This is a genomic window from Nocardioides dokdonensis FR1436 (assembly GCF_001653335.1).
Classification (GTDB): Bacteria; Actinomycetota; Actinomycetes; order Propionibacteriales; family Nocardioidaceae; genus Nocardioides; species Nocardioides dokdonensis.
The window spans coordinates 511,438-529,393 of the sequence record NZ_CP015079.1 but is presented as its reverse complement, the minus strand read 5'-3'; the positions used below and the strand labels follow the sequence as shown (position 1 = coordinate 529,393).

Genomic DNA, 17,956 nt, shown 5'->3' with positions numbered 1-17,956 from the left:
GGGGCTGGGCTCCGAATCCACGCGACTGAAAGTTGAACCGATGCGTCTAGGCAAGAAGATGATGGCTGTATCCGCCACTGTGGCCCTGAGCCTCAGCGTCGCGGCCTGTGGAGACGACAGCGGGAGCGGCGGCGACTCGAGCGACGCGCTCTCCGGCGTCTCCCTCACCGTGGGGTCGAAGGACTTCACCGAGAACATCCTGCTCGGCGAGATGTTCGCCCAGGCCCTGGAGAACGCGGGGGCCGATGTTGAGAACAAGGTCAACCTCGGCGGCACCTCGGTCAACCGCGACGCCCTGGTCAGCGACAACATCGACGTCTACCCCGAGTACAACGGCACGGGCTGGACGGTGCACCTCAAGAACGAGGACCCGAGCCAGGACCCGCAGGAGCTCTACGACGTCACGTCGGAGGCGGACCTGAAGCAGAACGACATCAAGTGGATCGGTCTCTCGCCCTTCAACGACACCTACGGCTTCGCCGCCAACGGCGACCTCGCCGAGGCCGAGGGCGGCTTCGACTTCCAGGCGATGGCCGACTACCTCGAGGCCACGCCCGACGCCACGGTGTGCATGGAGACCGAGTTCCCCGACCGCCCCGACGGCCTGGTCCTCTTCGAGGAGGCGACCGGCTACAAGCTGCCCGCCAGCCAGACGCAGATCCTCGACACCGGCCTCATCTACTCCGAGACCTCCGACGGCAACTGCGACTTCGGCGAGGTCTTCACCACCGACGGCCGCATCACGGCTCTGAACCTCGAGCTCGTCGACGACCCCGGCGTGATGATCGTCTACAACAGCTCGTTCACCATGAAGAACGACATCTACGAGGCCAACGCCGAGACCTACGACGAGATCGCCGACGCGATCTTCTCCGACCTCGACAACGACAAGATGGCCGAGCTCAACTCGGCCGTCGACGTCGACGGCACCCCCGCCGAGCGGGTCGCCGAGGAGTACCTCAAGGACGTCGGGCTGCTCTGACCGCCCGGCAGCTCCCCAGCAACCGCACCACCTGACAGCGAAGCCCGCCGGGTCCTCGGACCCGGCGGGCTTCGTCGTGCGTGGGGCGGCTCAGAGACCGCGGGGGCGCAGGTAGCGCTCCGCGACGGCGCCGAGCCAGTCGAACGTCAGCGCCACGATCGCGACCATGACGGCCCCGACGATCAGCACGGGGTCCTGGTTGAGCTTCAGCCCCGAGCTGATGGTGATGCCCAGCGCGCCGCCGCCGATCAGGAAGGCGAGGGTGGCCATGCCGATGTTGAGGACCATCGCGGTCCGGATGCCGGCCATGATCACCGGCACCGCGAGCGGCAGCTCGATGCGCGTCAGCACCAGGCGGCGGGTCATGCCCATGCCCCGCCCGGCCTCGATGACGCTGCGGTCCACGCCGTCGAGACCGACCATCGTGTTGCGCAGCACCGGCAGCAGCGCGAAGAGCGCCAGGCAGAGGACGACGGTCATCTGGCCCTTGCCGAACACGAACAGCCCGCCGACGAGGAGCCCGTACGCCGGGAACGCCTGGCCCGCGTTGGCCACCGTCAGGATCGTCGGCGCGATGCGCCGGAACAGCGGGCGGGTCAGCATGATCCCGAGCGGGATCGCGATCACGATCACGAGCAGCGTCGAGTAGGTCGCGATCTCCAGGTGCTGCTGGGTCTGCGGCCAGAGCTTGCCGGACCAGCTCAGCGCCGAGCGCTGCTGGATCACGGCGTTCTCGAGGTCGAGGCCGCGGTGGTAGAGCGCCAGCGCGCCGGCGAGGGCGGCGATGAGCACCGGGGCGACGAAAAGCCCCAGCCGGTCGATCAGCTCGGCGGCGCCGCGCCGGCGCGGATCGGGCGACACGTCGTCCGGCTCGGGAGTGGGGGTCGGGGTGCGGGCCAGCGCGATGGCGCCGGGGACCACGTCGCTCATGCGTTCGCCTCCATCTCCTCGTAGTGCAGCCGCGCCTCGTACTGCGCCCGGCGGATCGCGGTGTTCAGGTGCGACATCTCCACGACGCCGACGAAGGCGCCCTGGTTGTCGGTGACGACGCTCTGGCCGGCGGCGCTCTGGACCATCAGCTCCAGGGCGTGGAAGAGGCTGTCCTCGGTGCTGAGCTGGTCGCCGATGTCCTCGCCCAGCCCGTCGTACGACGTCGGCGACGTGGCGAGCTCGTCGCGGTGCAACCAGCGCAGCGGGCGACGCTCGGCGTCGGTGAGCACCAGCCAGTCCATGTGCGCCTCGTCGAGCTTCGCGACCCCGGTGGCGCAGGGGTCGGAGTCGGTGATCGAGGGGTAGGTGGTCTTCTTCAGCGAGCTGACCTGGAGGAAGTTGAGCCCCTTGATGGTCGAGCCGGTGCCGATGAAGTCGTCGACGAAGTCGTCCACGGGGTAGGCCAGGATGCGCTCGGGCGTGTCGATCTGGCGGATCGTGCTGCGCTCACCCAGGATCGCGATCCGGTCGCCCATCTTGATGGCCTCGTCGATGTCGTGGGTGACGAAGACGATGGTCTTGCGCAGCTCGCCCTGCAGGCGCAGGAACTCGTTCTGCAGCCGCTCGCGGGTGATCGGGTCGATGGCCCCGAAGGGCTCGTCCATCAGCATGATGTCGGGGTCGGCGCCGAGCGCCCGGGCCACCCCGACGCGCTGTGCCTGGCCGCCCGAGAGCTCCTTGGGGAAGCGGTCGCGGTACTGCTCGGGGTCGAGGCCGACCGTGGTCAGCAGCGTCTCGACGCGCTCCGAGATCCGTTCCTTGTCCCACCCCAGCATCCGCGGGACGGTCGCGATGTTCTGCGTGATCGTCTGGTGCGGGAAGAGGCCGATCTGCTGGATGACGTAGCCGATGCGCCGGCGCAGCTTGTCGGGGTTGACCTTGGTCACGTCCTCGCCGTCGAGCAGGATGCGCCCGTTGCTGGGCTCGATCATCCGGTTGATCAGGCGCAGGGTGGTGCTCTTGCCGCAGCCGGACGGGCCGACCAGCACGAGGATCTCGCCCTCGTGGACGTCCAGGGTCAGGTCCTCCACCGCCGGGACCTTGGTGCCGGGGTAGGTCTTGCCCACCCGGTCGAGGTGGATCTTGGGCTCGGGGCTCATGGGTTCCTCTCGATGGATCTGTGGTGGGGACTTCAGATGCGCAGGCCGCGCGGCGTGAACACGCGCTGCACGAGGGCCAGCAGGGTGTCGAACACGATCCCGAGCCCCACGGTGAAGACGACCCCGACGACGACCGAGTTGCCGGCGTTGGGGAAGCGGATGCGGGTGAGCCCGTCCTGGATGTAGGTGCCGAGCCCGTCGCCGCCGACGAGCACCGCGATCGCGGTCAGGCCGACGATGAGGAGGGTGGAGACGCGGATGCCGGCCATCACGATGGGGAAGGCCAGGGGCAGCCGCACCCGCAGCAGCTGCTGGCGCGGCGTCATCCCCATGCCGCGCGCGGACTCCACGACCGCGGGGCTCACCGAGTCGAGGCCGGTGATCGTGTTGCGCAGGATCGGCAGCAGCCCGTAGAGGATCAGCGCCACGATCGCCGGCAGGTTGCCGATGCCGAACACCGGGATGAACAGCGCGAACATCGCCAGGGACGGGATGGTCAGGAAGATGCCCGTGATCGACAGCGCGAGCGCGCGCACGACCGGCCGGCGCTGGGCGAAGGCGCCCACCAGCACGGCGACCAGGGTGGCGACCCCGACCGAGATCGCCACGGTCTGGGTGTGGTTGATGGTCTCTTCGAGGATGTACTCGAAGTTGTCCTGGACGTAGGTGAACCAGTTGGTAAGAGCTTCCACACGGGCCTTTCCGGTCGGAGGAACTCACTCACCTTACGGTGCGCGCGCCCCGGAGGGCGTTTGCTCGTCGCTCCCGGGGTTCGCCAACCATCGACCAACCGACCCGCCCTAGCGTGAGCCGGGTCACACCCGCTCGACTTTTTTTCACCCTAGGGAGAGTCCATTGACCCGGATCAGCCTCACTGTCGACGGCTCGTTGGTCGCCGACGACGTCGAGCCACGGATGCTGCTGGTGCAGTACCTGCGCGAGCGCCTCGGCAAGACCGGCACCGTCATCGGGTGCGACACCAGCAACTGCGGCGCCTGCACCGTGCACCTCGACGGGACCAGCGTGAAGTCGTGCAACGTGCTGGCCGTCCAGGCGGACGGGTCCGAGGTGACCACGATCGAGGGCCTCGCCCAGGGCGAGGAGCTGCACCCGGTGCAGGAGGCGTTCCGGGAGTGCCACGGCCTGCAGTGCGGCTTCTGCACGCCCGGGATGATCATGCAGAGCGTGAGCCTGCTGGCCGAGAACCCGCAGCCCACCGAGCAGGAGATCCGCCTCGGCCTCGAGGGCAACCTGTGCCGCTGCACGGGCTACCACAACATCGTCAAGGCCGTGCAGCAGGCGGCCGGGCAGGAGGTGACGTCGTGACCGCGACCCAGGAGCGCAGCACCGGGCCCGAGATGGAGATCGGGCGCGACCGCCGCCGCAAGGAGGACCAGCGCCTCATCACCGGGCGCACCCGCTGGACCGACAACATCGTGCTGCCCGGCATGCTGCACCTCGCCATGGTGCGCAGCCCCTTCGCGCACGCCACGATCACCTCGATCGACACGAGCGAGGCCGCGGGCGCCCCCAACGTGGTGGCCGTCCTCACCGGTGCCGACCTCGGCGAGAGCCAGGGCAGCCTGATCAACGCGTGGGCGATCACCACCGACCAGGTCACGCCGGTGCACCTGCCGATGCCGTCGGACCGGGTCAGCTTCGCGGGCGAGATCGTCGCGGTCATCGTGGCCCGCACCGCCGCCGAGGCCCGCGACGCCGCCGAGCTCGTCGACGTCGAGTACGACGAGCTGCCGGCCGCGGTGGACCTCAAGCGGGCGGCGGCCGACGAGGTGCTGGCCCACCCCGACCTCGGCACCAACAAGTCGGCCTTCTGGAAGTTCGACTCGGAGGAGGCCGGCACCGGCGGCAACGTCGACGAGGCGATCGCGAAGGCCCGCGACGGCGGGGTCGTCATCGAGCGGGAGTACCGCCAGCAACGGCTGATCCCGGCGTTCATGGAACCGCGCTCGGTCGTGGTCGACCCCACCAGCGAGCAGATCACCATGTGGTCGGCGACCCAGATCCCGCACATCGTGCGCTTCGCGCTGGCCGCGACGACCGGGGTGTCGGAGTCCAAGATCCGCGTCATCGCCCCCGACGTGGGGGGCGGCTTCGGCGGCAAGCTCAACACCACGCCCGAGGAGTGGCTGGTCTTCGCCATCGCGCGCCGCCTGGGCAAGCCGGTCAAGTACACCGAGACCCGCAGCGAGTCGCTGATGGTCGCCCACCACGGTCGCGACCAGTGGCAGAAGCTCACCCTGGCCGCCGAGAAGGACGGCACCGTGACCGGGCTCAAGGTCGAGCTGCTCGCCGACCTGGGCGCCTACGTCTCGCTCGTCGGCGGCGGCGTACCGGTGCTCGGGGCGTTCATGTTCAACGCCATCTACAAGTTCCCGGCCTACCAGTTCAACTGCCAGACGGTGCTGACGAACAAGACCTGGACCGATGCCTACCGCGGCGCCGGACGGCCCGAGGCGACGTTCGCCATCGAGCGCCTGATGAGCGAGCTGGCCGCCGAGCTCGACATGGACCCCCTCGAGCTGCGCGAGAAGAACTGGATCCGGCACGAGGAGTTCCCCTTCACCACCGTGGCCGGGCTCGAGTACGACACCGGCAACTACGAGGCCGCCACCGCACGGGCCAAGGAGATGTTCGGCTACGACGACCTGCGCGCCGAGCAGCTGCGCCGCCGCGAGGCCGGCGACCCCGTCCAGCTCGGCATCGGCGTCTCGACCTTCACCGAGATGTGCGGGCTCGCCCCCTCGCGGGTGCTGGGCCAGCTCAACTACGGCGCCGGCGGCTGGGAGCACGCGAGCGTGCGGATGCTGGCCACCGGCAAGGTGGAGGTCACCACCGGGACGTCGGCGCACGGCCAGGGCCACGAGACGGCGTTCAGCCAGATCATCGCCGACCGGCTCGGCGTCGCGTTCGAGGACGTGGAGGTGCTGCACGGCGACACCCAGGTCGCCCAGCGCGGGCTCGACACCTACGGCTCGCGCTCGCTGGTGGTGGGCGGTGAGGCACTCGTGCGCGCCGCGGACAAGGTGATCGAGAAGGCGCGGCCGATCGCGGCCCACCTGCTCGAGGCCTCCGTCGACGACCTCGACTTCTCCGGCGGCCGGTTCTCGGTGCGGGGCACCGACCAGGGGATGAGCATCGGGGAGATCTCGACCGCGGTCTTCACCGCGCACGACTACCCCGAGGGCATCGAGCCGCAGCTGGACTCCGACGCCACCTACGACCCGGTGAACTTCAACTACCCGCACGGCACCCACCTGTGCGCGATGGAGGTCGACACCGAGACCGGTCAGGTGACGATGCGCAAGTACGTCTGCGTCGACGACATCGGCACGATCATCAACCCGCTCATCGTCGCGGGGCAGATCCACGGCGGGCTCGTGCAGGGCATCGCGCAGGCGCTGTGGGAGGAGGCGGTGCACGACGACGCGGGCACCCTGGTGTCGGGCTCGTTCACCGACTACCTGCTGCCGACGGCGGCCGACACGATCTCCTTCGACATCGACCACACGTCGTCACCGTCGACCACCAACACCCTCGGCACCAAGGGGGTCGGCGAGGCGGGCACCATCGCCTCCACGCCGGCGGTCGTCAACGCGGTCGTCGACGCAGTGCGCCACCTCGGGGTCGACGACGTCACGATGCCGTGCACCCCCGAGCGCGTCTGGAAAGCCGTGCACGCCCGCGACGCGGGCGGGGCGGACCCGACCACCGGTGCGGCGGCCCCGCACTTCGACCCCTCGACGGGCATGGACGGCACCGTCGACCGCACCACCGGAGGCCACGCATGATCCCCGCACCGTTCGACTACCTCGCCCCGACCACGCTGGAGGAGGCGCTCAGCGCCCTCGCCGAGCACGGCGACGAGGCCAAGGTGCTGGCCGGCGGCCAGAGCCTGCTGCCGGTGCTGCGGATGCGGCTCAACGCCCCCGAGATGGTCATCGACCTCGGGCGCATCGAGTCGCTGCGCGGGATCCGCGACGACGGCGACGCCATCGTGGTGGGGGCGATGACCCCGCACAGCGTGGTCGCCACCGACCCGCTGGTCGCCGAGCACGCCGCCCTGGTCGCCAAGGCCGTCGAGCACCTCGCCGACGCCCAGATCCGGCACCGCGGCACCTTCGGCGGCGCGCTGGCGCACGCCGACCCCGCGGGTGACCTGGGTGCGCCCACGCTCGCCCTGGGGGCCGAGTTCGTCATCGCCGGGCAGGGGGGGAGCACCCGCACCGTGGCCGCCGACGACTTCTTCGTCGACCTCTTCGAGACCGCCATCGGCGAGGACGAGCTGCTCACCGAGATCCGGCTGCCCAAGCACACCGGCTGGGGCGCCCACTACGAGAAGTTCGTGCGGGTGGCCCACCAGTGGCCGATCGTCGCGGTCGCGGCCGCGGTCAAGGCCGAGGGCGGCACCATCACCGAGGCGCGGGTCGGGCTGACCAACATGGGCTCCACGCCGCTGCGCGCCCGGGCCGTGGAGGACGCCCTGCGCGGGCAGCCCGCCACCGAGGACGCCGTGCGCGCGGCTGCAGCCCGCGCCGCCGACGGGTGCAACCCGCCCTCCGACCTCAACGGTGACGCCGACTACCGGCGCCACCTGGCCACGGTGCTGACCCGGCGAGCGGTGCTCGCGGCTGCGGGGGCGTAGTGGACCTCCGCCACCAGTTCAGCGTCCCGCTCGGCGTCGAGGAGACCTGGGAGCACTTCCAGGACATCGGTGCGCTCGCCGAGTGCTTCCCCGGGGCCACGGTCAGCGGCGTCGAGGACGAGACCTTCCGGGGCTCGGTGAAGGTCAAGCTCGGCCCGATCGCCCTCGTCTACAACGGCTCCGGCACGTTCGTGGAGAAGGACGACGCGCAGCACCGCTACGTCGTGGACGCCAAGGGCAAGGACAAGCGCGGCAACGGCACCGCCGGCGCGAAGGTCGAGCTGTCCATGCACGAGAGCGTCCCGGGCACCACGGAGGTGCTGGTCGTCACCGACCTGGCCATCACCGGCAAGCCGGCGCAGTTCGGCCGCGGGGTGATGCAGGACGTCTCCGACAAGCTGCTCGGGCAGTTCGTCGGCTGCCTCGAGCAGCGCCTCGAGGCCCCGGCGCCGAGCGAGGAGCCCGAGACCGCCGCCGCGCCCCCCGCCGAGGCGACGTCCCAGGAGTCCGCCGCGCCCCCGGTCGCGACCCCCACTCCGGCCGCCCGGCTGGCGGCGCCGCCGCCGTCCGCCCCGACCGGGGACGAGGCGCTCGACCTCGGCTCGACGGTGCTCCCCGTGCTGCTGCGCAGCTACGGACCGAAGATCGGCGCCGGGCTCCTGGTGCTGCTCGGCCTCTGGTGGGTGCTCCGCCGCCGTTGCTGAGCGTCGGTCCCCGTCGCCGGGGCCTAGAGGAGCGCGAGCACCAGGACGACGAGCAGCACGGCGGCCAGGACCAGGGCCAGCACCAGCCACATCCCCGACCCGGCCCGCCGTCCGGAGTCCAACGGGGTCTCGGGCAGGTGCAGCCGGTCCTCGGGGGAGGTCCCGAACCCCATCGACGGGTCCGAGGTGGCGCCGACGGGGTGGTCGCCGCGGATGTGTCCGGCGGGCGGCCGGTCGCGGTGGCGTCCGTGCGTGTCGTCCGGGCGGGGGTCCTGGCTGCTCATGGCGTCCTCCCAGTGGCAGGCGCCCCGAGCGGCGCCCTGGAACACTCCATTGAACCCCCGGCGGCGGGTGCGCGCCAGACCCTCCGAGCGATCCGGTCAGGCCTCGCTCTGCGAGCGGTCACCGGCCCAGTCGGTGTGGAACGTGCCGGGCCCGTCCACCCGCTGGTAGGTGTGCGCGCCGAAGTTGTCGCGCAGCGCCTGGATCAGCGCCGCCGGCAGCCGCTCGCGCCGCAGCCCGTCGAAGTAGGCCAGCGACCCCCCGAGGACCGGGGCCGGGATGCCGGCGCGGGCGGCCGCGACGACGACGCGCCGCCAGGAGTCCAGGCTCTCGCGCACCACGTCGGCGAAGAAGGGGGCCGTCAGCAGGGTCGTGAGGTCCGGGTCCGCCGCGTACGCCTCCTGGATGCGGTCCAGGAAGCGGGCCCGGATGATGCACCCGCCGCGCCAGATGGTGGCCACCGCGGCCGGGTCGACGTCCCACCCGTGCTCGCGGCTGCCGGCGACGATCTGGTCGAAGCCCTGCGCGTAGGCCACCACCTTCGCGGCGTAGAGCGCGGCGCGGACGTCGTCGACGAGGTCACCGTCGACCTCGCCCGCGGCCTGGTCGCTCCCGAAGGCCTCCCGGGCGGCGGCGCGGATCACCTCGTGGCCCGACAGGCTGCGCGCGAAGGTCGCCTCGGCGATGCCCGTCACCGGCACCCCGAGGTCCAGGGCGCTCTGGACCGTCCACCGGCCCGTCCCCTTCTGCTCCGCGGCGTCGGCCACGACGTCGACGAACGGCCGACCGGTCTGGGCGTCGGTGTGGGCGAGCACGTCGGCGGTCATCTCGATGAGGAAGCTCTCGAGGTCGCCCTGGTTCCACTCGGCGAAGACCGCGGCGGCGGCGTCCGGCTCGAGGCCCGCGAGGTGGCGCAGCAGGTCGAAGGACTCCGCGATCAGCTGCATGTCGGCGTACTCGATGCCGTTGTGCACCATCTTCACGAAGTGCCCGGCGGCGTCGGGGCCCACGTGGGCGGCGCAGGGGGTGCCGTCGACGCGGGCGGCGATCGACTCGACGACGGGACCGAGGTTCGTGTAGGCGTGCTCGGAGCCGCCGACCATGATGGAGGGGCCCTCGAGCGCCCCCTCCTCGCCGCCGGAGACGCCCATGCCGACGAAGTGCAGGCCGTCCTCCTCCAGCGCCTGCTGCCGGCGCCGGGTGTGGTCGGGGTGGGCGTTGCCGGCGTCGACGACGATGTCACCCTCGTCGAGCAGGGGGACCAGCTCGTCGATCACCGCGTCGGTGCCCTCGCCGGCCTTGACCATCACGATGATGGTGCGCGGGCGCTGCACCGCGGCGACGAGCTCCTCGAGGCTGTCGCAGCCCACGAAGTCACCCTCGTGGCCGAACTCCTCGAGCAGTGCGTCCTTCCGGGCGGTGGTGCGGTTGTGCACCGCGATGGTGTGTCCCTGCCGGGCGATGTTGCGGGCCAGGTTGCGCCCCATCACCGCCAGGCCGGTGAGAGCGATGGTCGCGCGCGGTGAGGTCTGCATGACCTCACCCAACCCGGCACCGTCGGGAGACCGGCCACCCGAAGGGGTGGTCCGCCGGTGCCTGGGACTCAGAAGACGTTGAAGGGGCGGAACTGCACCGAGAGCCGCGGCCCGGCGTGGGCCACCTTCGGCACGGCGTGCTCCCAGGTGCGCTGGCAGCTGCCGCCCATCACCAGCAGGTCGCCGTGGCCGGTCTCGAAGACCCGGGCGTCGCCGCCGCCGCGCGGGCGCAGGTGCAGCCTGCGGGGGTCGCCGACCGAGACGATCGCGACCATCGTGTCCTGCGTGCTGCCGCGCCCGATGGTGTCGCCGTGCCAGGCCACCGAGTCGCGCCCGTCGCGGTAGTAGCAGCAGCCCGCCGTCCGGAACGGCTCGCCGAGCTCGGGCAGGTAGTGCTCGCTGAGCGCCTCACGGGCCTCGGTCAGCACCGGGTGCGGCAGCTCCTCGCCGATCATGTACGTGTGCAGCAGCCGCGGCACGTCCACGAGCCGGTCGTACATCTGGCGCCGCTCGGCCCGCCACGGGACCTGCTCGACCAGGGTGCTCAGCACGTCGTCGGCCTGCGGCAGCCACGAGCGTCGTACGTCGACCCAGGCCCCGGCGCCGAGGTGGTGCCGCTCGGTGGTGGACAGGGCGTCGACGAGACCGGGCACCCCGCTCGGGGGCGCCTCGAAGAGCGTGGTCTGGAAGTCCATGGCGCCACTCTACGCCCGTCCCTCGAACGCACGTTCGACGCATGTCGGCGTGTCCCACGCCGGCCCACTTCCCGCAAACGGCGTACGGGGGCCTCCGGACCTGTCTAGTCTGCCTGGCGTGGACGACGTGATGGCCCCCCCGGTCGGACGTGCTCTCAAGCACGTACAGGTGCGCGAGTACGTGCGTGGGCTGGTCACGGGCAGTGCGCCGGGTTCGCCCGCGCCGTCCGAGCGCGAGCTGGTGCAGCGCTTCGGCGTGGCCCGGATGACGGTGCGCCAGGCCATGGACGCCCTGGTGGTCGAGGGGCTGCTCGAGCGGATCCCCGGGCGCGGCACCTTCGTGGCGCGTCCCCGTCGAGCCCCCAGCAAGATCACCGGGTTCACCGAGGAGATGGCGCGCCGCGGGATGCTCGCGGAGTCCCAGACCCTGTTGGCGCGCCGCGAGCAGGCCGGCCCCGGCGTGGCCCGCGCCCTGTCCCTGACCGAGGGCGACGCGGTCGTGCACTGGCGCCGGCTGCGCCGCGCCGACGGTGTGCCGATGTGTCTCGAGGACGCCTACCTCAACGAGGTCCTGCTGCCCGGGTTCCTGCAGTCCGGGATGCCCACCAGCCTCTACGACTCGCTCGCCGCCCGCGGGCTGCGCCCGACCTGGGCGGAGGACTCCATCACCGCAGACAAGGCCACCCCCGAGGAGGCCGGCCTGCTGGAGGTCGAGCCGTCCAGCGTCGTGCTGCGCCACTCGCGCCGTGCCGTGTCGGGCGAGAAGGTCGTCGAGGTCTCGCGCACCGTCTACCGCGCCGACCGGTTCACGCTGTGGGTCCAGCTGGGCCAGGGCTGCTGAGCGCACCCAGCCCGCCCAGCGCAGCGACCGGCGTCCCGGACTCCTCGCACACCCAGGTGGGGTCCGGTCCGCCCAGGTCGGGGTGGATGTAGAGCGCGTGCTCGGGCCCGTCCTCGCAGCCCAGGCACAGCGGCCAGCGCCCGGCCTGCTCGAGCAGCGCGTCCTGCACGTCCTGGGCGACCAGCCCGGCGACGTAGACGACCCCCTCGGGCCACTGCTCGGCCCACCAGGTGCGGCTCGAGACGGCGTCCTCGAGCGCGGAGACCGCTCCCGGGGTCGCGTGCCCGCGCGCGTGGAGGTCGGCCAGCACCCGGGCCCTGGCATCGAACAGCTCGGCATCGGTCACGTCTCCATTGTCCCGGCCCGGACAAGGGGACGCGGCGTCGCCCGTAGGCTGGCCCGCGTGGGCATCCTGATCGACCCGCCGAACGCGGCCGGGCACGGACGGCTCTGGTCGCACCTGGCCAGCGACGCGTCGTACGAGGAGCTGCACGACTTCGCGCGCACGCTGGGCATCCCCGCCAAGGGCTTCGACCGGGACCACTACGACGTCCCCTCGGAGTGGTACGCCGACATGGTCGCGGCCGGGGCCGAGCCGGTCACCAGCCGCGAGCTGGTGGCGCGGCTGCTGGGTGCCGGCCTGCGCCGTCGCAAGGGTGCGGCGCCCGGCTGAGCGGTCGGGGGTCAGGAGACCTCGCGGCTCGGGACGGACCCGGCACCGAGCCGGACCAGCTCCGCCTCGAGGTTGGCCCGGGCCGGCTCCTCCCACCGCTCGAGCGCGTAGGCGGTGTGGAAGAGCGTGGTCTTCTCGGCGAGGCCGAGCAGCACCTGGGCGCGGCCGTGCGAGAAGGTCGCGTCGTCGAGGTGCGCGAACTCCTCGCGCACCGCGGCGACGTACTCCTCGTAGCGCTCCTGCGGTGCGGCCAGGATGGCGAGGTCGGCGTCGGAGAGCAGGCAGCCGGAGGTGTCCTCGGCCTCGGGGGTGTGGCTCTCGGTGAGCCGCACCAGGCGCACGACCTCCTCGACCAGCGACGTCTCGACGCGCCCGGTCAGCGCGTCCTCGGCCCAGGCCGCCGAGCGTTCCTCGGCGTCGCGCTCGCCGTCGTAGACCGCGTCGTGGAACCACGCGGCCAGCACGACCGGCAGGTGGCGCTGCACCGCGCCGTGCTCGCCCAGCTCGTCGAGGCGGGTCAGCACCTCCACGAGGTGCTGCACGTCGTGGTAGCCGCGCTGGGGGGAGGCGTAGGCCGCCACCAGCTCCTCGCGCAGGTCGTCGGCATCGGTCAGCGGCCACCAGGGCCGGGGGTCGTGCAGCATGCGGAACAGGTTCCTCGAGACGTGGGGACAGGTGTCCGGCGGGGCCGGTGCGTCCATTCAACGCGCCACCGCCCGGGCACGCTACTCTCGGCGCTCCCGACGGAAACTAGAACGTGTTCCCCCACGGGGGAGCAGCGAGGAGCAGACGTGGCAGCGAGCAACGAGCGGATCCGCGAGGTCGTGGAGTCCTACGTGTCCCTGGTCGGCGACGGCACCGCCGCCGAGATCGTGGACCTCTTCGCCGAGGGAGCGACCCTCGAGGACCCGGTCGGCTCCGCGGTGCGCACGACCCGCGAGGAGCTCCTCGAGTTCTACGGCATGCTCGAGGGCCTCCAGCAGGAGTCCCGCCTGGTCGAGTGCCGCATCGCCGGCAGCGAGGCGGCCTTCCACTTCGAGCTGCGCACCATCACCGACGGCGGCACCTTCACGCTCGGACCGATCGACGTGATGCGCTTCGACGACGACGCCAGGATCACCAGCATGCGGGCGTTCTGGTCCGACGAGGACATGACGATCTCCTGACCGAGCCGGCCCCCGGACGCCGTGCTCAGCGCGGCGACCGGGGGACCGCCCGGGGAGCCGTCGCGTCAGGGCCGCAGTTGGAGCGGTTGTCCTGCTGGGCGGTCGGCAGCTGGGGCAGGGCCAGGATGCCGACCACGGTGTCCTCGCCGGTGCGCACCGAGACGCCCGGCAGGCTGGCGGTGCCGTACTTGCAGTAGAACGTCCCCTGCAGGTACGGCGGGTTGTTGCCGCCCGGCTGGATCTTCACCGTCACGTCGGGTTGGGTGGTGATGGCCCCGGTGATCGTGAAGAGACCGTCGGCGTCGGTGGTGGCGGACCCGAGCAGACCGCCCGAGGCGGCGTACGCCAGGACCTGCACGTCCTCCATCGGGGCATCCGGGTGCTCCTCGTCGATGACGGCGCCGGTGATGGTCGCCCCGCGCTTGGTCCAGGTGAAGCTGCTGGCCAGGTCGTCCTTCCCGGACTTCACGCGGGCGCCCTTGATGGCACCGTCCTGGGGCAGGTAGCTGCCGACCCCGGGCGCGACCATGCGGTACTTCCCGGGGAAGAGCCCCGCGAAGATCGCCTCGCCGCCGCGGGCCTTGACGGTCCAGAACTGCCCGGTCGCCTTGCTGACGGCCGTCACGAACACCTTCTCCTTGACCGTGCCGTCCGTGGTGCGCAGGTCCACGAGCAGCCGCCCGGCCCGGGTGCCCAGGGTGATGGGGGTGTTGCGGACCTGGCCCAGCCGCATGCCCGCCAGGTAGGTCGAGCGCCCGACGTACTGCTTCTTGCGGTCGTAGGTGAACAGCGAGTAGCTGCCCGCGGGCAGCCCGCCCAGCGCGAACTGGCCGCGCTTGTTGGCCGTGACCCGGTAGGACTGCTCGGCGGCGTTGGCGGCGACCACCTCGGCGCCGCCGGCGACCTTGCCGCCCGCGCGCACGGTGCCGGTGATCGCAGCGCCGCGCTTCATCCGCACGTTCTTCTGCACCGACCTGTTCCCGACCTTCACCTTGATGTCGGTCGGGGCGTACTTCGCGACGTTGTAGGCCGGACGCAGGTCGACGAACTGCAGGTAGTAGGTGCCGGGCCTCAGGCTCAGCGAGTAGATGCCGCCGGTGACCTTGCGCTCGTCGATGTAGGTCCAGTCCTTGGTGAACCACCGCACGCGGTACTTCACACCCTTGTCGGCGGCCTTGATGCTGCCGCGCACCTTCGTGGTGCGCTCCGCGGTCGTGGGGGCCTGCCGGGCGGCGACGCGTCCCTCGCGCTCCGCGGCGGCCCGACCCGGCTGCAGGGTCGGCGCCGGGTCGGCGGCGAGGGCGGCGGGCGCCGGGGCACCGAGCAGGATCGCGCCGGTGAGTGCGGCGACGAGAGCAGCCAGCAGCGGACGCTGCCGGCGGTGCGGGTGCAGGGGCCCCATGGGTGTGTCCTCAGGTCGGGGGGAGGGTGGTGCCACCACTGTGGCACCGCGACCTTGAGCAAGGCTCAAGTTCTCACAAGGCTTCCCTCAAGAATCCGCGTATCCTCCCGGGGTGCTCGAGCCCTGCGACCCCTCCGACGCCCCGCCGGCCCGCCCGCGGCGGGTCCTGGTCGCCGGTCTGAGCGGGGTGGGCAAGACCATCCTGGCGCGCAGGCTGGCGACCGTCCTCGACGTCCCCCACACCGAGATCGACGCGCTGCACCACGGCCCCGGGTGGGTGCCGCGCCCGGAGTTCCTCGACGACGTCGCTGCCCTCGCCGACTCGTCGGCCTGGGTCACCGAGTGGCAGTACCGCACGGCCCGCCCCGTGCTGGCGGCCCGTGCCGACCTGCTGGTGTGGCTCGACCAGCCGTACGTCGTCGCGCTGGGGCGGCTGGTGCGGCGCACCGTGCGCCGGCGAGTGCGCCGCGAGGTGCTGTGGAACGGCAACGTCGAGGGACCGCTGCGTGCGGTCCTGACCGATCCCGAGCACGTGGTGCGCTACCAGTGGACGCACCGCCACAAGTACCGCCGCGACCTGGTGCCGTGGGTGCGGCGCGAGCGGCCCGACCTGCCGGTGGTGCGCCTGACCGGTGCCCGCGACGTCGAGCGGTGGCTGGCGGGGCTGGCCTCAGCCGTCGGCGGGGGCCGTTGACGCGGGCCCCTGGGCGCTCATCGCCCACCGGATCGTGCCGGTGGCGAGCGACCCGAGCGCCCGCACGACGGTCCGCTCGGAGACCGGCAGCCACGGCAGGCGCAGCGGACCCCGCGTCCAGCGCGGCATCAGCCCCACCGCGGCCGCGACCAGGACCAGGTAGGGCGGCCGGGCCAGCAGCGGCAGCGGCGGCTTCAGCAGCAGGTAGCCGACCGCCTCGCGGGCCTCGGGGCTGCCGCGCAGCTCCGGCTGGTAGCGCGCCAGCACCTCCCGCAGCGCCGCCTCGGTGGTGGGCGGGTCGAGCACCCCGAGCCGGGCGGCGACCTGGCCGGCCTGGGCGACGTACTCGTCGCGACCGGCCTGGTCGAGCGGGCGGGCGCCGTAGGTCTGGTGGGCCAGCAGGAAGGAGTCGACCTGGGCGGCGTGCACCCAGCCGAGCAGGTGCGGGTCGGAGGCGGCGTACGCCGTGCCGTCGGGCATGGTGCCGCGGATGCGCTCGTGGATGCGGCGCACCGCGTCGACCGCCGCCTGGGCGTCGTCGGCGTGCCCGAACGTGGTCATCGCGAGGTAGGTGCTGGTGCTCGCCAGCCGGCCCCACATGTCGGTGCGGTAGTCGCTGTGCTCGGCCACCCCGCGCATCGCCGCCGGGTGCAGGGTCTGCAGCAGCAGTGCGCGGATGCCGCCGACGAACATCGACGCGTCGCCGTGCACCTGCGCGATCGCGCTGTCCGCGGCGAACCAGCGCGGCCCCGGCCGGCCGTGGATGCGGTCGCGCTGCCGGGGCCCGTCCGGTCCGGCCACCCGGGCGAACAGGGCGGACCCGAGCCGCTCGCGCACCCCGCCCAGAGGCACGCGGACCGACCCCAGAGGCCCGCGGACGGACCGCAACGGGGAGGGGGTGGTGCCGGTGCCGGTCATGCTCCCGAGCCTACGTACCGATCCCTCACCCCGACCCGGCCCAGACATCACCCTGACCCGGCCCAGATGTCCCGCCGAGCCGGCCCGGACCGACCAGCCGGGCCGTCACACGTCCCAGGTGCGGACCCAGCGGCAGTGCTCGGAGGCGGCGAGCTCGGCCACGACAGCGGGCGGGATCGCCTCGGTCGAGTCGGTGACGACGTACCCCAGCTCACCGGTGGTGGCGAGGAACTGTCCGACCACGTTCGCGCCGGCGTCGGCGATGAGCTGGTTGACCGCGGCGAGCACGCCGGGGACGTTGTCGTGCAGGTAGCCGATGCGGTGCCCGGTCTGCAGCGCGGGTGCGCTGGAGGTGGGCAGGTTGACCGAGAGCTGCGTGCGTCCCTCGAGGGTGAAGTCGGCGAGCTTGGTGGCCACGAAGTAGCCGATCTCCTCCTGCGCCTCCTGGGTGGAGCCGCCCACGTGCGGGGTGAGGATGACGTTGTCCAGGCCGCGCAGCGGGGACTCGAACGGGTCGCCCTGGGCCTTGGGCTCGATGGGGAAGACGTCCATGGCGGCGCCGGCGATGTGGCCGGACAGCAGGTGCTCGCGCAACGACTCGGTGTCCACGACCATGCCGCGGGCGGCGTTGATGAACAGCGACCGGGGCTTCATCCTGGCGAACTGCTCAGCGCCGAAGAGGCCCGCGTTGCCGGGCCGGCCGTCGACGTGCAGGGACACGACGTCGGCCTGCTCCAGCAGGTCGTCGAGGGTCTTCATGCGGCGCGCGTTGCCGTGGGCGAGCCGGTCGGCGGTGTCGAAGAAGATGACCCGCAGCCCCAGCGCCTCGGCGAGGTTGGACAGCTGGGTGCCGATGTTGCCGTAGCCGACGATGCCGAGGGTGCGCCCGCGGATCTCGTGGCTGCCCTGGGCCGACTTGTCCCAGACCCCGGCGTGCATCTTCTCGGTCTTCTCCGCCAGGCGCCGGGCCAGCACGATGATCTCGCCGATCACGAGCTCCACGACGCTGCGGGTGTTGGAGAAGGGCGCGTTGAAGACCGCGACACCACGGGCGGCGGCGCCCACGAGGTCGACCTGGTTGGTGCCGATGCAGAAGCAGCCGACCGCGACCAGGTCGGGCGCGGCGTCGAGGACGCGTGCCGTGACGTTGGTGTTGGACCGGATCCCCAGCAGGCTCACCCCCGGCAGGGCGGCGACGAGCTCGTCCTCCGAGAGCGAGTGCGTCAGCAGCTCGACCTCGAAGCCGCGGCCCTCGAGTATCTCGACGGCCAGGGGATGGATGTTCTCCAGGAGCAGTGCCTTCACCCGCCC

20 protein-coding genes are annotated in these 17,956 nt (G+C 72.0%); 9 read left to right on the top strand and 11 right to left on the bottom strand.

The features are described from left to right. The first annotated feature begins 40 nt into the window (after nucleotides 1-40). A complete protein-coding gene (locus tag I601_RS02550) occupies nucleotides 41-982 on the top strand; it encodes a glycine betaine ABC transporter substrate-binding protein (protein ID WP_084527051.1) in 942 nt (313 codons plus the stop codon). Nucleotides 983-1,072: 90 nt separating this feature from the next. Here I601_RS02550 and I601_RS02545 read toward each other — a convergent pair whose 3' ends face one another. From I601_RS02545 to I601_RS02535, 3 genes are read right to left on the bottom strand one after another with little or no spacing between them, the layout of a single operon-like run. Beyond that, a complete protein-coding gene (locus I601_RS02545; RefSeq protein WP_084527049.1) occupies nucleotides 1,073-1,912 on the bottom strand; it encodes an ABC transporter permease in 840 nt (279 codons plus the stop codon). Next, complete coding sequence (locus I601_RS02540; RefSeq protein WP_068106031.1) at nucleotides 1,909-3,072, bottom strand: ABC transporter ATP-binding protein; 1,164 nt, start codon at nucleotides 3,070-3,072, stop codon at nucleotides 1,909-1,911. Before I601_RS02540 ends, I601_RS02545 begins: the two co-directional genes overlap by 4 nt. 32 nt (nucleotides 3,073-3,104) lie before the next feature. After that, a complete protein-coding gene (locus I601_RS02535; protein WP_068106028.1) occupies nucleotides 3,105-3,764 on the bottom strand; it encodes an ABC transporter permease in 660 nt (219 codons plus the stop codon). 163 nt (nucleotides 3,765-3,927) lie between these two features. Between I601_RS02535 and I601_RS02530 the strand changes: the two genes are divergently transcribed. The 4 genes from I601_RS02530 to I601_RS02515 are packed head-to-tail and all read left to right on the top strand — an operon-like array spanning nucleotide 3,928 to nucleotide 8,439. Further along, entirely contained in the window at nucleotides 3,928-4,398 is a 471-nt protein-coding gene (locus tag I601_RS02530) for a (2Fe-2S)-binding protein (protein WP_068106025.1), read from the top strand. Then, nucleotides 4,395-6,881 (top strand): xanthine dehydrogenase family protein molybdopterin-binding subunit, encoded by a 2,487-nt coding sequence (locus I601_RS02525; RefSeq protein ID WP_068106022.1) that lies wholly within the window; start codon nucleotides 4,395-4,397, stop codon nucleotides 6,879-6,881. Before I601_RS02530 ends, I601_RS02525 begins: the two co-directional genes overlap by 4 nt. Further along, nucleotides 6,878-7,735, top strand: coding sequence for an FAD binding domain-containing protein (locus I601_RS02520; protein WP_068106019.1), 858 nt, complete (start codon nucleotides 6,878-6,880; stop codon nucleotides 7,733-7,735). Before I601_RS02525 ends, I601_RS02520 begins: the two co-directional genes overlap by 4 nt. Then, complete coding sequence (locus I601_RS02515) at nucleotides 7,735-8,439, top strand: SRPBCC family protein (RefSeq protein WP_068106017.1); 705 nt, start codon at nucleotides 7,735-7,737, stop codon at nucleotides 8,437-8,439. Before I601_RS02520 ends, I601_RS02515 begins: the two co-directional genes overlap by 1 nt. A gap of 23 nt (nucleotides 8,440-8,462) precedes the next feature. Here the strand turns inward: I601_RS02515 and I601_RS02510 are convergent, their stop codons facing one another. The 3 genes from I601_RS02510 to I601_RS02500 all read right to left on the bottom strand — a co-directional run bounded on the left by I601_RS02510 (nucleotide 8,463) and on the right by I601_RS02500 (nucleotide 10,951). Then, nucleotides 8,463-8,723, bottom strand: coding sequence for a hypothetical protein (locus tag I601_RS02510; RefSeq protein ID WP_068106013.1), 261 nt, complete (start codon nucleotides 8,721-8,723; stop codon nucleotides 8,463-8,465). A gap of 96 nt (nucleotides 8,724-8,819) precedes the next feature. Beyond that, a complete protein-coding gene (gndA, locus tag I601_RS02505; RefSeq protein ID WP_068106010.1) occupies nucleotides 8,820-10,256 on the bottom strand; it encodes an NADP-dependent phosphogluconate dehydrogenase in 1,437 nt (478 codons plus the stop codon). Nucleotides 10,257-10,324: 68 nt separating this feature from the next. Continuing rightward, on the bottom strand, nucleotides 10,325-10,951 hold the full coding sequence (locus I601_RS02500) for an alpha-ketoglutarate-dependent dioxygenase AlkB (RefSeq protein ID WP_084527047.1): 627 nt from the start codon (nucleotides 10,949-10,951) through the stop codon (nucleotides 10,325-10,327). Nucleotides 10,952-11,069: 118 nt separating this feature from the next. Here I601_RS02500 and I601_RS02495 point away from each other — a divergent pair, with 118 nt between their 5' ends. Next, nucleotides 11,070-11,792: a GntR family transcriptional regulator gene (locus I601_RS02495; protein WP_237089532.1), complete on the top strand. Its 723-nt coding sequence runs from the start codon at nucleotides 11,070-11,072 to the stop codon at nucleotides 11,790-11,792. On the opposite strand, the gene I601_RS02490 is transcribed toward I601_RS02495, so the two are convergent. Next, entirely contained in the window at nucleotides 11,758-12,138 is a 381-nt protein-coding gene (locus I601_RS02490) for a hypothetical protein (RefSeq protein ID WP_068106007.1), read from the bottom strand. The genes I601_RS02495 and I601_RS02490 overlap by 35 nt on opposite strands. A gap of 57 nt (nucleotides 12,139-12,195) precedes the next feature. Here I601_RS02490 and I601_RS02485 point away from each other — a divergent pair, with 57 nt between their 5' ends. After that, on the top strand, nucleotides 12,196-12,465 hold the full coding sequence (locus tag I601_RS02485; protein WP_068106004.1) for a DUF4031 domain-containing protein: 270 nt from the start codon (nucleotides 12,196-12,198) through the stop codon (nucleotides 12,463-12,465). An 11-nt stretch (nucleotides 12,466-12,476) separates the two neighbouring features. Here the strand turns inward: I601_RS02485 and I601_RS02480 are convergent, their stop codons facing one another. Next, complete coding sequence (locus I601_RS02480; protein ID WP_084527045.1) at nucleotides 12,477-13,109, bottom strand: HD domain-containing protein; 633 nt, start codon at nucleotides 13,107-13,109, stop codon at nucleotides 12,477-12,479. Nucleotides 13,110-13,256: 147 nt separating this feature from the next. On the opposite strand from I601_RS02480, the gene I601_RS02475 reads away from it, so the two are divergent. Further along, the gene (locus I601_RS02475; RefSeq protein ID WP_068106001.1) at nucleotides 13,257-13,631 is read left to right on the top strand and encodes a nuclear transport factor 2 family protein; all 375 of its coding nucleotides are present in this window, start codon (nucleotides 13,257-13,259) and stop codon (nucleotides 13,629-13,631) included. Between the two features lie 25 nt (nucleotides 13,632-13,656). Here I601_RS02475 and I601_RS02470 read toward each other — a convergent pair whose 3' ends face one another. After that, nucleotides 13,657-15,033 (bottom strand): carboxypeptidase-like regulatory domain-containing protein, encoded by a 1,377-nt coding sequence (locus I601_RS02470; RefSeq protein WP_068105998.1) that lies wholly within the window; start codon nucleotides 15,031-15,033, stop codon nucleotides 13,657-13,659. A 112-nt stretch (nucleotides 15,034-15,145) separates the two neighbouring features. On the opposite strand from I601_RS02470, the gene I601_RS02465 reads away from it, so the two are divergent. Next, nucleotides 15,146-15,727, top strand: a complete 582-nt coding sequence (locus I601_RS02465; protein ID WP_068105994.1) for a P-loop NTPase family protein — start codon at nucleotides 15,146-15,148, stop codon at nucleotides 15,725-15,727. Here the strand turns inward: I601_RS02465 and I601_RS02460 are convergent. After that, a complete protein-coding gene (locus tag I601_RS02460; protein ID WP_084527043.1) occupies nucleotides 15,704-16,645 on the bottom strand; it encodes an oxygenase MpaB family protein in 942 nt (313 codons plus the stop codon). The genes I601_RS02465 and I601_RS02460 overlap by 24 nt on opposite strands. Nucleotides 16,646-16,750: 105 nt before the next feature. Beyond that, entirely contained in the window at nucleotides 16,751-17,950 is a 1,200-nt protein-coding gene (serA, locus tag I601_RS02455; RefSeq protein WP_068105992.1) for a phosphoglycerate dehydrogenase, read from the bottom strand. Nucleotides 17,951-17,956: the final 6 nt, after the last annotated feature.